The 15,098-nt window shown below is 37.4% G+C and carries 15 protein-coding genes; all 15 read left to right on the top strand.

Features of this window, described 5'->3' with window-relative positions; translation table 11 throughout:
- Window positions 1-271: 271 nt before the first annotated feature.
- The 15 genes from tilS to lysS all read left to right on the top strand — a co-directional run bounded on the left by tilS (window position 272) and on the right by lysS (window position 14,784).
- On the top strand, window positions 272-1,702 hold the full coding sequence (gene tilS / locus ACXY7N_RS29420) for a tRNA lysidine(34) synthetase TilS (protein WP_098560835.1): 1,431 nt from the start codon (window positions 272-274) through the stop codon (window positions 1,700-1,702).
- Entirely contained in the window at window positions 1,699-2,241 is a 543-nt protein-coding gene (hpt, locus tag ACXY7N_RS29415; protein WP_000981838.1) for a hypoxanthine phosphoribosyltransferase, read from the top strand. Before tilS ends, hpt begins: the two co-directional genes overlap by 4 nt.
- Before the next feature lie 85 nt (window positions 2,242-2,326).
- Entirely contained in the window at window positions 2,327-4,228 is a 1,902-nt protein-coding gene (gene ftsH, locus ACXY7N_RS29410; protein ID WP_016085296.1) for an ATP-dependent zinc metalloprotease FtsH, read from the top strand.
- A 225-nt stretch (window positions 4,229-4,453) separates the two neighbouring features.
- Window positions 4,454-5,242 carry a type III pantothenate kinase gene (locus ACXY7N_RS29405; RefSeq protein ID WP_000578367.1) on the top strand — a complete coding sequence of 263 codons (789 nt, stop codon included), beginning with the start codon at window positions 4,454-4,456 and terminating at the stop codon, window positions 5,240-5,242.
- A 6-nt stretch (window positions 5,243-5,248) separates the two neighbouring features.
- Window positions 5,249-6,124 carry a redox-regulated molecular chaperone HslO gene (gene hslO, locus ACXY7N_RS29400; RefSeq protein WP_016085295.1) on the top strand — a complete coding sequence of 292 codons (876 nt, stop codon included), beginning with the start codon at window positions 5,249-5,251 and terminating at the stop codon, window positions 6,122-6,124.
- Window positions 6,125-6,237: 113 nt separating this feature from the next.
- On the top strand, window positions 6,238-7,161 hold the full coding sequence (gene cysK / locus ACXY7N_RS29395; RefSeq protein ID WP_001261702.1) for a cysteine synthase A: 924 nt from the start codon (window positions 6,238-6,240) through the stop codon (window positions 7,159-7,161).
- Between the two features lie 220 nt (window positions 7,162-7,381).
- Window positions 7,382-8,779, top strand: a complete 1,398-nt coding sequence (gene pabB, locus ACXY7N_RS29390) for an aminodeoxychorismate synthase component I (protein WP_016085294.1) — start codon at window positions 7,382-7,384, stop codon at window positions 8,777-8,779.
- A gap of 5 nt (window positions 8,780-8,784) precedes the next feature.
- On the top strand, window positions 8,785-9,372 hold the full coding sequence (gene pabA, locus ACXY7N_RS29385) for an aminodeoxychorismate/anthranilate synthase component II (RefSeq protein WP_000602298.1): 588 nt from the start codon (window positions 8,785-8,787) through the stop codon (window positions 9,370-9,372).
- Window positions 9,366-10,238, top strand: a complete 873-nt coding sequence (pabC, locus tag ACXY7N_RS29380; protein WP_116363798.1) for an aminodeoxychorismate lyase — start codon at window positions 9,366-9,368, stop codon at window positions 10,236-10,238. The genes pabA and pabC overlap by 7 nt, the downstream gene beginning before the upstream one ends.
- Window positions 10,231-11,073 (top strand): dihydropteroate synthase, encoded by an 843-nt coding sequence (gene folP, locus ACXY7N_RS29375; protein WP_080117784.1) that lies wholly within the window; start codon window positions 10,231-10,233, stop codon window positions 11,071-11,073. The genes pabC and folP overlap by 8 nt, the downstream gene beginning before the upstream one ends.
- Window positions 11,074-11,436 carry a dihydroneopterin aldolase gene (gene folB / locus ACXY7N_RS29370; protein ID WP_000358059.1) on the top strand — a complete coding sequence of 121 codons (363 nt, stop codon included), beginning with the start codon at window positions 11,074-11,076 and terminating at the stop codon, window positions 11,434-11,436.
- Complete coding sequence (folK, locus tag ACXY7N_RS29365; RefSeq protein WP_016085291.1) at window positions 11,433-11,948, top strand: 2-amino-4-hydroxy-6-hydroxymethyldihydropteridine diphosphokinase; 516 nt, start codon at window positions 11,433-11,435, stop codon at window positions 11,946-11,948. Before folB ends, folK begins: the two co-directional genes overlap by 4 nt.
- Window positions 11,900-12,103 carry a helix-turn-helix domain-containing protein gene (locus tag ACXY7N_RS29360; protein ID WP_000387027.1) on the top strand — a complete coding sequence of 68 codons (204 nt, stop codon included), beginning with the start codon at window positions 11,900-11,902 and terminating at the stop codon, window positions 12,101-12,103. Before folK ends, ACXY7N_RS29360 begins: the two co-directional genes overlap by 49 nt.
- Window positions 12,104-12,126: 23 nt before the next feature.
- Window positions 12,127-13,125, top strand: coding sequence for a tRNA dihydrouridine synthase DusB (gene dusB / locus ACXY7N_RS29355; protein ID WP_000912237.1), 999 nt, complete (start codon window positions 12,127-12,129; stop codon window positions 13,123-13,125).
- Window positions 13,126-13,284: 159 nt separating this feature from the next.
- A complete protein-coding gene (lysS, locus tag ACXY7N_RS29350; RefSeq protein ID WP_016085289.1) occupies window positions 13,285-14,784 on the top strand; it encodes a lysine--tRNA ligase in 1,500 nt (499 codons plus the stop codon).
- Window positions 14,785-15,098 lie beyond the last annotated feature (314 nt).

Genomic DNA, 15,098 nt, shown 5'->3' with positions numbered 1-15,098 from the left:
TTGAGGTGGGGGTCTTACTACCCGTTAATGCGGGATAAAGATTAAGAGCGATGTTTCCCTATCGCTGTTTTATTCTAAAAACCTAGGTAAATGCCTAGGTTTTTTTGCTTTAAAAGATAATGTTATTATTTTTGTGAATATGTACGGATGATGTAAGATAAAAATGTAATTTTTGTATATCTTTTTTTTGCACAATGTTTGTAAAAGTTGTACCATTATAAACAAGGTAACTAACGTTGCTGTTCTTGTTTAATGAAAGGTGATTACGAAGTTGAAAGATACATTTGTTGAAAAGGTAGATGACTTTGTAAAGCAGCATGATGTATTAAAGGAACGTTCAACAATTGTTGTAGGGGTTTCTGGTGGTCCTGACTCTTTGGCTCTTCTATATTATTTGTTAGAAAAAAGAGCAGCAAAACAGTTTAAAATTGTAGTGGCACATGTGGATCATATGTTTAGAGGTGATGAATCTCATGAGGACCTACAGTTTGTGCAGGACCTTTGTAAAGGGCTGGGAGTTATTTGCGAAACGATAAGGATTAATGTGTCGCAATATCAACAGCAACACGGAATGAATGCACAGGTTGCTGCTAGAGAATGCAGATATGCATTTTTGGAAAGAATAATGAAGAAATATGATGCGAGATATGTAGCTCTTGGACATCATGGTGATGATCAAGTAGAGACGATTTTAATGCGCCTTGTACGAGGGAGTACTCCGAAAGGATATGCAGGAATTGCAGTGAAGCGTCCTTTTCATAATGGATATTTAATTAGGCCGTTACTTGGAGTAACGAAGGAAGAGATTGTTGATTACTGTAATAAGCTAAAAATAATTCCCCGTATAGATCCAAGTAATAAAAAGGAAGTATATACAAGGAATCGATTACGTAAATATGTTCTTCCTCATTTGAAAGAAGAAAATTCACAAGTGCATGAGAAATTCCAAAAATTTAGCATGCAAATGCAAGAGGATGAGGCGTATTTGCAGGAATTAGCTTTTGAGAAAATGAATAAAGTAATTACAAAAAAAAGTGATAAACAAATTAGCTTATCAATTCCTGCCTTTGAATCCATGTCTATGTCTTTACAAAGAAGAGGGATTCAACTAATATTAAACTATCTTTATGAATATAAGATTCCATCTTCTCTTTCCTCTGTACATATTGACAAAGTGATTGAGTTTTTTAAGCGGACACAACCTTCGGGTTCACTTGATTTTCCAGGTGATTTAAAAATTGTTCGCGCATACGAAGAGTGCAGCTTTGGATTTAAACAAGGAATTGTTTCTCCTTTTTTACAAGATTTATCAGTGCCCGGGACAATTACGCTATCGAACGGGGATAAGCTTGTAACAGAGGTGAGCGAAGACATACCAAGTAACATGAATGAAACAGTATTTGTTGCTAAGTATAATGATATATCATATCCACTTCGTATTCGTTCTAGAGAAAATGGAGATCGCATGTCAATACAAGGTATGAATGGCACAAAAAAGATAAAAGCTATCTTTATCGAAGCGAAAGTACCAAGAGAAAAAAGAGAAGAATGGCCGGTCGTTTGTGATGCAAGTGGGAATATTATTTGGGTACCCTTGTTGAAGCGATCTGCATTTGCTATCTCGAAAGAGACGGCAAAGAAGGATAAATATATGATTATTCACTACAAAAGCAAGGAGTCTTCCGGGAGGATAATGAAATGATGAATCAAGATATCGAAAAAGTATTAATTTCTGAAGAACAAATACAAGAAAAGGTGCTCGAATTAGGCGCAATTATTGCAGAGGATTATAAAAACACAGTACCTCTTGCGATTGGCGTATTAAAGGGCGCGATGCCATTCATGGCAGATTTATTAAAGAGAACAGATACATATCTTGAAATGGACTTTATGGCTGTATCTAGTTATGGTCACTCTACCGTTTCAACAGGCGAAGTGAAAATTTTAAAAGACCTTGATACTTCTGTAGAAGGTCGCGATATTTTAATCGTTGAAGATATTATTGATAGCGGTCTTACGCTAAGTTACTTAGTAGACCTATTTAAATATCGTAAAGCGAAGTCTGTAAAAATTGTTACGTTATTAGATAAGCCGACAGGCCGCAAGGTAGATTTGAAAGCGGATTATGTTGGATTTACTGTTCCGCATGAATTTGTTGTAGGATATGGATTAGATTATAAAGAGCAGTACCGTAATCTTCCTTATGTAGGAGTATTAAAACCAAGCGTTTACTCAAATTAATTAAATACAGGCGTTACAATTGTATAGGAAAGTTTTTCTATGTTACGATTTACAATAGTGTTTATGCCGTGAGAGGAGGTTAGGAATGAATCGTATCTTCCGTAATACCATCTTTTATTTACTGATATTCCTAGTAGTAATTGGAATCGTGAGCTATTTTAATGGTTCGACGCAAAAAACGACATCAGTTAGCTACGATAAATTCATTACTAAACTAGAAAAAGGTGAAGTGCGTAATGTGCAACTTCAACCGAAAAATGGTGTATTTGAGGTAAAAGGACAATTTAACAACTCTAGCCAAGGAGAACAATTTGTTACTTATGCACCAAATACTGAGGAATTACAAAAGAAAATTAATGACAAAGCGCAAGGTGCTGAAGTTAAGTATCAACCAGCAGAAGAAACAAGTGCTTGGGTAACGTTCTTTACTTCTATCATTCCGTTTGTCATTATCTTCATTTTATTCTTCTTCTTATTAAACCAGGCTCAGGGCGGCGGTAGCCGTGTTATGAACTTCGGGAAAAGTAAGGCGAAGTTATATAATGACGAAAAGAAAAAAGTTCGTTTCAGAGATGTTGCTGGAGCGGATGAAGAGAAACAAGAGCTTGTTGAGGTAGTTGAATTCTTGAAAGATCCTCGTAAGTTCGCTGAAGTTGGTGCCCGTATTCCGAAGGGTGTTCTATTAGTAGGACCTCCAGGTACAGGTAAAACTTTACTAGCACGTGCCGTTGCAGGTGAGGCTGGCGTTCCATTCTTCTCTATCAGTGGTTCTGATTTCGTAGAGATGTTCGTTGGTGTCGGTGCATCACGTGTACGTGATTTATTCGAAAATGCAAAGAAAAATGCTCCTTGTATCATTTTCATTGATGAAATTGATGCAGTAGGACGTCAACGTGGCGCAGGTCTTGGTGGTGGCCATGATGAGCGTGAGCAAACGTTGAACCAATTACTTGTTGAAATGGATGGATTCGGTGCAAACGAAGGTATTATTATCATTGCTGCAACAAACCGTCCTGATATTCTTGATCCAGCGTTATTACGTCCAGGTCGTTTTGACCGTCAAATTACAGTAGATCGTCCAGATGTAAATGGCCGTGAAGCTGTACTGAAAGTACATGCTCGTAATAAACCGCTTGATGATCATATCAACTTAAGAGCAATTGCAACTCGTACACCAGGGTTCTCTGGTGCTGATCTTGAAAACTTATTAAACGAAGCTGCTTTAGTAGCTGCGCGTCAAGATAAGAAGAAAATTGATATGAGTGACATTGATGAAGCAACGGATCGTGTTATTGCAGGTCCTGCTAAGAAAAGTCGTGTTATCTCTGAAAAAGAACGTAATATCGTTGCATTCCATGAAGCGGGCCATACTGTAATTGGTGTTGTCCTTGATGAAGCAGATATCGTTCATAAAGTAACAATTGTCCCTCGTGGTCAAGCTGGTGGATATGCAGTAATGCTTCCGAAAGAAGATCGTTACTTCATGACAAAACCAGAGTTACTTGATAAAATCACTGGTTTACTTGGTGGTCGAGTAGCTGAAGAGATTGTGTTTGGTGAAGCAAGCACAGGTGCTCACAACGACTTCCAACGTGCGACTGGTATTGCAAGACGTATGGTTACGGAATTCGGTATGAGTGATAAGCTTGGACCGATGCAATTCGGTAGCTCACAAGGTGGTCAAGTGTTCTTAGGAAGAGACTTCCATTCAGAACAAAACTACAGTGATGCAATTGCACATGAAATCGATGTGGAAATGCAAACTATTATAAAAGAATGTTATGCTCGCGCGCACCAAATTCTTACTGAAAAGCGTGATAAGCTAGATATTATTGCGAAAACGTTACTTGAAGTAGAAACGTTAGATGCAGAGCAAATCAATCATTTATATGATTACGGCAGATTGCCAGAGCGTCCAACATCTTCAGATGATGTGAAAGTAAACATCAATATGAAGAAGGACGATGAAGAATCAGAAGATAAGTAAGAGATGAAGGAGTGACGATGGTCACTCCTTTTTTTATTTGTGGAACGAAATGAAGTAGAAAAAGAATTTAAATAAATTGGGTATTAAAAATTGAAATAGAGCGTAATCTTTTTGTAAAATGATGAGGATAGAAAAGCTGATTATATAAGTATGTGTGATATGATGTTTTTATAAGTTTTATACATACTGCACAAATATAGATTAAATAAGATAAGTGGTGAGAATATGATTTTTGTATTGGATGTAGGGAACACAAATGCTGTACTAGGCGTGTTTGAAGAGGGGGAACTTCGTCAACATTGGCGCATGGAAACAGATCGCCATAAGACAGAAGATGAATATGGAATGCTTGTAAAGCAGTTGCTTGAGCATGAAGGTCTTTCGTTTGAAGATGTGAAAGGTATTATCGTGTCTTCAGTCGTACCACCAATTATGTTTGCTTTAGAGCGCATGTGTGAAAAGTATTTTAAAATTAAACCGCTTGTAGTAGGTCCTGGAATAAAAACAGGGCTAAATATTAAATATGAAAATCCACGTGAAGTAGGCGCGGACCGAATTGTAAATGCAGTAGCAGGAATCCACTTATATGGAAGTCCACTTATTATTGTCGATTTCGGTACGGCTACTACATATTGTTATATTAACGAAGAAAAGCATTATATGGGTGGAGTTATTACGCCAGGAATTATGATTTCAGCAGAGGCTTTATATAGTAGAGCGGCAAAACTTCCTCGTATTGAAATTACAAAACCAAGCAGTGTTGTTGGAAAGAATACGGTAAGTGCGATGCAATCTGGTATTCTTTATGGTTATGTTGGACAAGTGGAAGGTATTGTTAAGCGTATGAAAGAGGAAGCTAAACAAGAACCGAAAGTTATTGCAACAGGTGGATTGGCGAAATTAATTTCAGAAGAATCGAATGTAATTGATGTTGTAGATCCATTCTTAACATTAAAAGGTTTGTATATGTTATATGAGCGTAATGCAAATTTACAGCATGAGAAAGGTGAATAAATAAGTATGAAAGATTATTTAGTAAAAGCGTTAGCGTTTGATGGAGAAGTGCGTGCATATAGTGTGCGTACTACAAATACAGTAAGTGAGGCGCAAAGACGTCATGATACATGGAGAACAGCTTCAGCGGCACTTGGTCGTTCTTTAACTGCAGGTACAATGATGGGCGCAATGTTAAAAGGTGACCAAAAGTTAACGATTAAGGTAGAAGGTAATGGCCCGATTGGTCCCATCTTAGTAGATGCTCATGCAAATGGGGATGTACGTGGTTATGTAACGAATCCACATGTTGACTTTGAAGGAACGGAACAAGGGAAATTACGTGTATATCAAGCGGTAGGTACTGAAGGATTTGTAACAGTAATTAAAGATATTGGTATGCGTGAGCCGTTTATTGGTCAATCTCCAATTGTTTCAGGAGAATTAGGGGAAGACTTCACGTATTATTTTGCAGTTTCTGAGCAAACACCTTCTTCTGTAGGAGTCGGCGTACTTGTAAATGGAGATGACAGCGTATTAGCGGCAGGTGGATTTATCCTTCAAATTATGCCAGGTGCACAGGAAGAAACAATTTCGTTCATTGAAGATCGTTTACAGAAGATTCCTCCTGTATCAACATTGATCGAACAAGGGCTTTCTCCAGAGGAGTTACTGTATACAGTTCTTGGAGAAGATAAGGTAAAAGTATTAGAAGTGATGGATGTTCAATTTAATTGCACATGCTCACGTGAACGTATTGAGAGTGTGTTAATTAGTTTAGGTAAAACAGAGTTAGAGCAAGTTCGTGAAGAAGAAGAAGAGACAGAAGTTCATTGTCATTTCTGTAATGAGCGATACAAGTTCTCTAAAGAAGATATTACAAATTTAATTGAGAGTTTGTAATAAGGGGAGAGAGGGAATCCATCCTCTAAATAGATTGACAAACAGGGAATTTTCTGACAAAATCTAAATATAGATAAAACCAATAAAAATACTCGGTGTTAGGAGTGACAGGAATGCGAGTGGCACAATCAGTTTCAGAATTAATCGGGAAAACGCCGATCGTTAAGTTGAACCGCATCGTAGAATCAGACAGCGCAGATATATATTTAAAATTAGAATTTATGAATCCAGGGAGCAGCGTTAAAGATCGTATTGCATTAGCTATGATTGAAGATGCTGAAAAAAAAGGATTATTAAAAGAAGGCGATACAATTATTGAGCCAACAAGTGGTAACACGGGAATTGGTTTAGCGATGGTAGCGGCTGCTAAAGGATATAAGGCAATTTTAGTAATGCCAGAAACAATGAGTATTGAGCGTCGTAATTTATTACGTGCTTACGGTGCTGAATTAGTATTGACTCCAGGGCCTGAAGGAATGGGTGGAGCAATTCGTCAAGCGACTGAATTAGCAAAAGAACACGGCTACTTTATACCGCAACAGTTCAAAAATCAATCGAATCCAGAAATTCATCGTTTAACAACAGGGCCAGAAATTGTTGAACAAATGGGTGACCAATTAGATGCGTTTATTGCAGGTATTGGTACAGGTGGAACGATTACTGGTGCTGGTGAAGTACTGAAGGAAGCGTATAAAGATATTAAAATTTATGCAGTAGAACCTGCGGATTCACCAGTGTTATCTGGTGGGAAACCGGGTCCACATAAAATCCAAGGAATTGGGGCGGGATTCATCCCAGAGACATTGGATGTAGAAGTATATGATGAAATTGTTCAAGTAAAAACAGAACAAGCATTTGAATATGCAAGAAGAGTGGCTAAAGAGGAAGGTATTTTAGTGGGTATCTCTTCTGGAGCAGTTATTTATGCAGCAACAGAAATTGCGAAAAAATTAGGTAAAGGGAAAAAGGTACTTGTTATTATCCCAAGTAACGGTGAACGTTATTTAAGTACACCACTTTATCAATTTGAATCTTAATTATATGTGATTGAAAAAGCATCCTTGAAAAAGGATGCTTTTTCTTTTTGGATTGGAAATAGGAAAAGAGTGAATGACTAGAAAACTTCATGTAAAATAAGAGGTAGTATAATTAATTTATTTTCACTAGCCTTCGAGTATAACCACTTTATATACATAACGAATGTAGTTTGAGGTGGTTAATCTAAGAGGGTGGGATAAAAGAAGACGGGGTGTTGATATGCAACGAAGAAAATCTTTAGCGCTTTCTATTCCATATCAGTTAGATTTCTTTAAGCAATATAAATTTCTTTCTAAGGATAAACCGCAACATATTTTGTTAGAGAGTGGACGTGGCGGTCGTTATAACATTGTGGGGTTGAACCCAGTAGCGGTAATCCGAGGGAAGGGTGAAACGTTACATATAAGCGAAAGTGGTAAGGAAACAATAAAACAAGGAAACCCATTAGATTTAATGCAGGAATATATGGAGCGATGGAAAACGGACTATAATCCGGAATACCCTCCATTTCAAGGTGGTGCAATTGGTTACTTTAGTTATGATTGCATCCGTTATATTGAAAAACTCCCTTCCCTTGCGGAAGATGACATTAATATACCTGATATATTCTTTTTATTATTTGATGATGTGTTTGTTTATGATCAAAAAGAAAAAGTATTATGGATTATTACACATTATGTAGATAAGCATGAAGAGGCAAAAGAGCGATTAAATGAATGGAAGATTCTTTGGGCGACAGAAGCGCCAGAAGTGAATATACCTTTTGCGTGCCCTGAAGAGAAAAGTGAAACAGTTGCTTTTACAGAAGAAAGCTTTATGAAGGCGGTTGAATGTATTCAAGAATATATTGGAGCTGGTGATGTGTTTCAAGTAAACTTGTCGACAAGGCAAGAAAGAACGTTACAAACACACCCACTCGAAATTTATACAAGTCTTCGTGAAATTAATCCATCTCCATATATGGGTTACTTGGAGCTCGGGGATTTTCAAATTGTTAGTGGATCGCCAGAGTTGCTAATTAAGAAAGAGGGAACCGAAGTAAGTACAAGACCGATTGCTGGAACGAGATCTAGAGGGGCGAATGAGCAAGAGGATGAAGAATTAGCAAAAGAATTAATTGAGAACGAAAAAGAAAGAGCAGAGCACGTTATGCTTGTGGATTTAGAACGAAATGATTTAGGGCGTGTTTGTAAATATGGCACTGTAGAAGTAGATGAATTTATGGTAATTGAGAAATACTCACATGTTATGCATATTGTTTCTAATGTGCGTGGTGAGGTGGAAGAAGATAAAGATGCTTTTGATTTAGTGAAGGCTGTATTTCCTGGGGGAACAATTACTGGTGCCCCGAAAATACGTACGATGGAAATTATTGAAGAATTAGAACCTGTTCGCCGAGGGATTTATACAGGTTCAATCGGGTGGATCGGTTATTCTGGAGATACAGAATTGAATATTGTAATTAGAACACTGCTTGCTAAAGATGGAAAAGCACATGTACAAGCAGGAGCGGGAATTGTAATTGATTCAAATCCGGAAAATGAATATAATGAGTCGTTAAAAAAGGCGATTGCTTTATGGCGTGCAAAAGAACGTAGCGAAGAAACGGTTAGGTGAGAGAAATGATATTAATGATTGATAATTATGATTCTTTTACATTTAATTTAGTGCAGTTTCTTGGAGAACTTGGACAAGAGCTTGTTGTTAAACGTAACGATGAAGTGACTATTTCAGATATTGAGAATATGAAACCAGACTTCTTAATGATTTCGCCAGGTCCGTGTAGTCCTAATGAAGCGGGTATTAGTATGGAGGTTATTCAATACTTTGCTGGAAAGATTCCGATTTTTGGGGTTTGTCTTGGACATCAATCCATTGCACAAGTGTTTGGCGGAGAGGTTATACGTGCGGAGCGCTTAATGCATGGGAAAACGTCGCTTATGCATCATGACGGAAAGACGATTTTTTCGGATATCCCTAATCCGTTTACTGCGACACGTTATCATTCCCTTATCGTTAAGAAAGAGACGTTACCTGATTGCTTAGAGGTAACATCTTGGACAGAAGAAGGGGAAATTATGGCGCTCCGTCATACAACATTACCGATTGAAGGTGTACAGTTCCATCCGGAATCAATTATGACTTCCCACGGAAAAGAGTTGTTGCAGAATTTCATTCGTAAATACAGTCCAAGTGTGACATCATGTTAATTTACTTAAATGGTGAGTATGTAGAAGCAAGTGAAGCGAGAATTTCTCCTTATGATCATGGTTATTTATATGGTCTTGGAGTTTTTGAGACGTTTCGTATTTATAATGGTCATCCTTTCTTATTGGATGATCATTATGACCGTTTAACAGATGCGCTGGATACATTGCAAATTAAATGGACAATGACGAAAGATGAAGTACTGCTTATTTTGAAGGATCTACTCGTTAAGAATGAATTAGAGCATGCATATGTACGTTTTAATGTATCAGCGGGTATAGATGAAATTGGATTACAAACGGAAATGTATGAAGAGCCATCTGTTATTGTTTTTATAAAACCTTTAGCAGCCCCGGGAGATGTAGTGGAAAAAGAAGGGGTTGTTTTAAAGCAAGTGCGAAACACACCAGAGGGTGCATCTCGTTTGAAGTCTCATCATTATTTAAATAACATTTTAGGAAAGCGTGAAATTGGAAATGTTGTGAATAAGGAAGGTATTTTCCTTACTGAAACAGGTTATGTTGCAGAGGGTATTGTTTCGAATCTCTTTTTTGTGAAAGATGATATTTTGTATACAGCTTCGCTGAAAACAGGGATTTTAAATGGTATCACTCGTGCGTTTATTATAAAGGTTGCTGAAGAGCTGGGTATAGAAGTAAAGGAAGGTTTCTTTACAAAAGATGAATTACTTTCAGCTGATGAAGTCTTCGTAACAAACTCGATTCAAGAAATTGTTCCGCTTTATCATATAGAGGGACGAGATTTCCCGGGTAAAGTAGGTATGGTTACAAAAAGATTTATGAGTCTTTATGAAATGCAGAGAGAGAAATTGTGGAGCAGAAATGAATTACGAATAGGAGATGTGTAGTTTGAAGTGGGATTATGATTTGCGCTGCGGCGAATATACATTGAACTTAAATGAAAAAACGTTAATTATGGGGATTTTAAATGTAACACCAGATTCGTTTTCTGATGGTGGGAGTTACAACGAGGTAGAGGCTGCGGTGCGCCATGCGAAAGAAATGCGAGATGAAGGTGCTCATATTATTGATATCGGCGGTGAATCTACTCGCCCGGGTTTCGCTAAAGTATCAGTAGAAGAAGAAATAAAGCGAGTTGTTCCGATGATTCAGGCGGTTTCAAAAGAAGTAAAATTGCCTATTTCCATCGACACGTATAAAGCTGAAGTTGCAAAACAAGCAATTGAAGCTGGTGCTCATATTATTAATGACGTTTGGGGAGCGAAGGCGGAACCAAAGATCGCTGAAGTTGCAGCTCATTACGATGTACCTATTATCTTAATGCATAATCGCGATAACATGAATTATCGTAATTTAATGGCTGATATGATTGCTGATTTATATGACAGTATTAAAATTGCTAAAGAGGCTGGCGTGCGAGATGAGAATATCATTTTAGATCCAGGCATCGGTTTTGCTAAAACACCTGAACAAAATTTAGAAGCGATGCGTAATTTAGAGCAGTTAAATGTACTAGGTTATCCAGTTCTTTTAGGTACTTCAAGAAAGTCCTTTATTGGACATGTGCTAGATTTGCCGGTGGAGGAACGTCTTGAGGGAACTGGAGCTACCGTTTGTCTTGGTATTGAAAAGGGCTGTGAATTTGTCCGTGTTCATGATGTGAAGGAAATGGCGCGTATGGCTAAAATGATGGATGCGATGATTGGTAAGGGGGCAAAGTAATTGGATAAAATTTATATCCATGATATGGAGTTTTACGGTTATCATGGTGTATTCCCAGAGGAAAATAAATTAGGTCAAAGATTTAAAGTCGATTTAACGGTAGAATTGGATTTGAAACAGGCAGGAGAAAGTGATGACTTAGAGCATTCGGTCAATTATGGAGAGCTTTTCGAACTATGTAGAAAAGTTGTTGAGGATAGAACGTATAAGCTTGTAGAGAGTATCGCTGAAAATATTGCCACAGATATATTGAAACAATATGAGAGTATTTCACGATGTACAATTAAGGTGATTAAACCGGATCCACCGATACCGGGGCACTATCGTGCTGTAGCAGTGGAAATTACGAGAGAACGTCCATGAATAATATAGCTTACATTGCATTAGGTTCCAATATTGGAGAACGTTATACGTATTTAACTGAAGCGATTCAGTTTTTGAACAAAAACCCGTATATCCAAGTTAACGATATTTCATCTGTATATGAAACAGAACCAGTTGGCTATACTGACCAAAGCTGCTTTTTAAATTTAGTTATAAAAATTTCTACCAATTTATCACCGCAAGAGTTATTGAAAGTTACACAAAGAGTAGAGAATAATTTAGGAAGAAAAAGGGAAATTAGATGGGGTCCGAGGACTATCGACCTTGACATTTTACTATATAATCAAGAAAATATTGAAGCAGAGAATCTTATTGTTCCGCATCCGCGGATGTTCGAAAGAGCTTTTGTTATCGTTCCGTTGTTAGAGATTAATCAAGATATAAAACAAAACATTTCACGTTCACAAGTAGAAGAAATGAAAAGGCGAGAGGGAGTAACGGTATGGAAGCAGAAAAATGGGGAAGACGCATTCGTGCTTTTCGAAAGCTAAAAGGTTATACGCAAGAAGGTTTTGCAAAAGAATTAGGGGTATCTGTATCTGTTTTAGGTGAAGTTGAGAGAGGGAATCGATCGCCTTCCCAAGATTTTGTAGTGGAAGTTGCTAAAGCGTTAAAGGTCTCGATAGATGAGTTAATGCCGAAGTGACTATGAAGGAAGGAGTAAATCGAGTGTTAAAAATCGCAAATATTGAGATGAAAAATCCGGTTGTATTAGCACCGATGGCGGGAGTGTGTAACTCTGCATTCCGTTTGACAGTAAAAGAATTCGGTGCAGGTCTAGTTTGTGCTGAAATGGTAAGTGATAAGGCGATACTACTGAACAATAAAAGAACATTAGATATGTTATATATCGATGAGAGAGAAAAGCCATTAAGTTTACAAATTTTTGGCGGAGAGAAAGAAACTCTTGTAGATGCTGCGAAATACGTAGATAAATATACGACAGCAGACATCATTGATATTAATATGGGTTGCCCAGTACCAAAAATCATTAAGTGTGATGCGGGAGCAAAGTGGCTTTTAGACCCAAATAAAATATATGAGATGGTAGCGGCAGTTGTAGACGCTGTAGAAAAACCAGTTACAGTTAAAATGCGTATTGGTTGGGATGCGGATCATATTTTCGCAATCGAGAATGCAAAAGCTGTTGAGCGTGCTGGTGGACAAGCGGTAGCGGTTCATGGTCGTACACGAGTACAAATGTATGAAGGAAAAGCGGATTGGGATATTATTAAACAAGTAAAGCAAGCTGTAAATATCCCGGTTATCGGAAATGGTGATGTCGAAACGCCACAAGACGCAAAGCGTATGCTTGATGAAATTGGTGTAGATGGTGTTATGATTGGTCGCGCTGCCCTTGGAGACCCGTGGATGATTTATCGTACGGTAAAGTATTTAGAGACAGGTGAATTAATGCCGGAACCGACAGTGCGTGAGAAAATTGACGTATGTATGTTGCATCTTGATCGTCTTATTGATTTAAAGAACGAAAATGTCGCTGTAAGAGAGATGAGAAAGCATGCAGCTTGGTATTTAAAGGGTGTTCGTGGTAATGCAACTGTACGTAATGGTATCAATGCTTGTAATACGCGTGAAGACCTTGCGAATGTATTAGGTGCATTTGTAGAAGAAGTAGAAGCAAAACAACAAACAATTCACGTTGGTTAATAATAGATAGGGAAGATTGACATTCTTCTATACACTTCCTATAATTACGTGAAAGAAAGAGGAACTGCCAGTTAGTTGCTGGCAGTTTTTCTAGTTGAGTAGAAAATGCTATACTGTATATATTGTAAAAATTAATAGAGCTGGAGTGATATCAATACCATGGATAACATGAACCACGAAGAATTAAACGACCAATTGCTTGTTCGTCGTGAAAAGCTACATAACTTACGTGAGCAAGGAATCGATCCGTTCGGTAAACGATTTGAACGTACAAATGCAACAAATGACTTATTAAGCTTATATGGAGAGTTCTCTAAAGAAGAATTAGAAGAGAAGGAAATCTCTGTTTCTATCGCTGGACGTATTATGACAAAACGCGGTAAAGGAAAAGCTGGATTTGCACATATTCAAGATTTACATGGACAAGTTCAAATTTATGTTCGTAAAGATGCTGTTGGAGATGAAGAGTACGAGTTATTTAAAACAGCAGATTTAGGTGACTTAGTAGGTATTGAAGGTAAGGTATTCAAAACGAACGTTGGAGAACTTTCAGTGAAAGCAACGGGCTTTACACTATTAACGAAATCTCTTCGTCCATTACCGGATAAATATCATGGATTAAAAGATGTTGAACAACGCTACCGTCAACGTTACTTAGACTTAATTACAAGTATGGAAAGCCGTGAAACATTCGTTACTCGCAGTAAGATCATTCGTGAAATGAGAAGGTACTTAGATGACAACGGTTATCTTGAAGTGGAAACACCTATGATGCATGCAATTGCAGGTGGAGCTTCGGCACGTCCTTTCATTACGCACCATAATGCGTTAGATATGGAATTATATATGCGTATCGCAATTGAACTTCATTTAAAACGCCTTATCGTGGGTGGATTAGAAAAAGTTTATGAAATTGGTCGTGTATTCCGTAATGAGGGTGTATCAACTCGTCATAATCCTGAGTTTACGATGATTGAATTATATGAGGCGTATGCTGATTATAAAGATATTATGAAACTAACAGAAAATATGGTTGCTCATATTGCGAAGCAAGTACTAGGTACAACAACAATCCAATATGGTGATTATGAAATTAATCTAGAACCAGAATGGACACGTCTTCATATGGTAGATGCAATTAAGGAACATTCTGGAGCAGATTTCTGGAATCCAATGAGTGTAGAAGAAGCGCGTGAACTTGCAAAAGAACATAATGTGGCTATTAAGGATACAATGGAAGTTGGTCATATTATAAATGAATTCTTCGAACAAAAAGTAGAAGATAAATTAATCCAACCAACATTTATTTACGGTCATCCGGTAGAAATTTCGCCACTTGCGAAAAAGAATGACGAAGATCCACGATTCACAGATCGTTTCGAATTATTTATCGTAGCACGTGAACATGCAAATGCATTCACTGAGTTAAATGATCCAATCGATCAAAAAGAACGTTTTGAAGCGCAATTAAAAGAGCGTGAACAAGGTAATGATGAAGCTCACATGATGGATGATGATTATATTGAAGCTCTTGAGTACGGTATGCCTCCTACAGGTGGACTAGGAATTGGTATTGATCGTCTTGTTATGTTATTAACGAATGCACCATCTATTCGTGATGTATTATTATTCCCTGCTATGCGTCATAAACAAGACTAAGCTTTGGAGATTTCTCCAAAGCTTTTGTATTTGAGTATGAGCTGCGTGAGGATAGTAGATCGTGATGGTGCGAGAAATTATACTTATATAGAAGAAATGTGCTGTTTTTATGCTTTTTTACTAAGTTAAAAATTTTATTAGAAAAACTATTGCATTTTAATAATCAAACTGGTATATTTATATTCGTTGCCACGAAAGGTAACAAGCAAAACAAACGAAAAACAACTTATTGAAAAAAGTTGTTGACGAAAATATAACGAAATGTTATATTAATAAAGTCGCTTCTGAGCGACGAAGTAGTTCTTTGAAAACTG

This window comes from Bacillus sp. 5w2 (assembly GCF_054353775.1).
The sequence above is the reverse complement of the archived record's forward strand: the minus strand, read 5'-3'. Positions and strand labels throughout refer to the sequence as shown.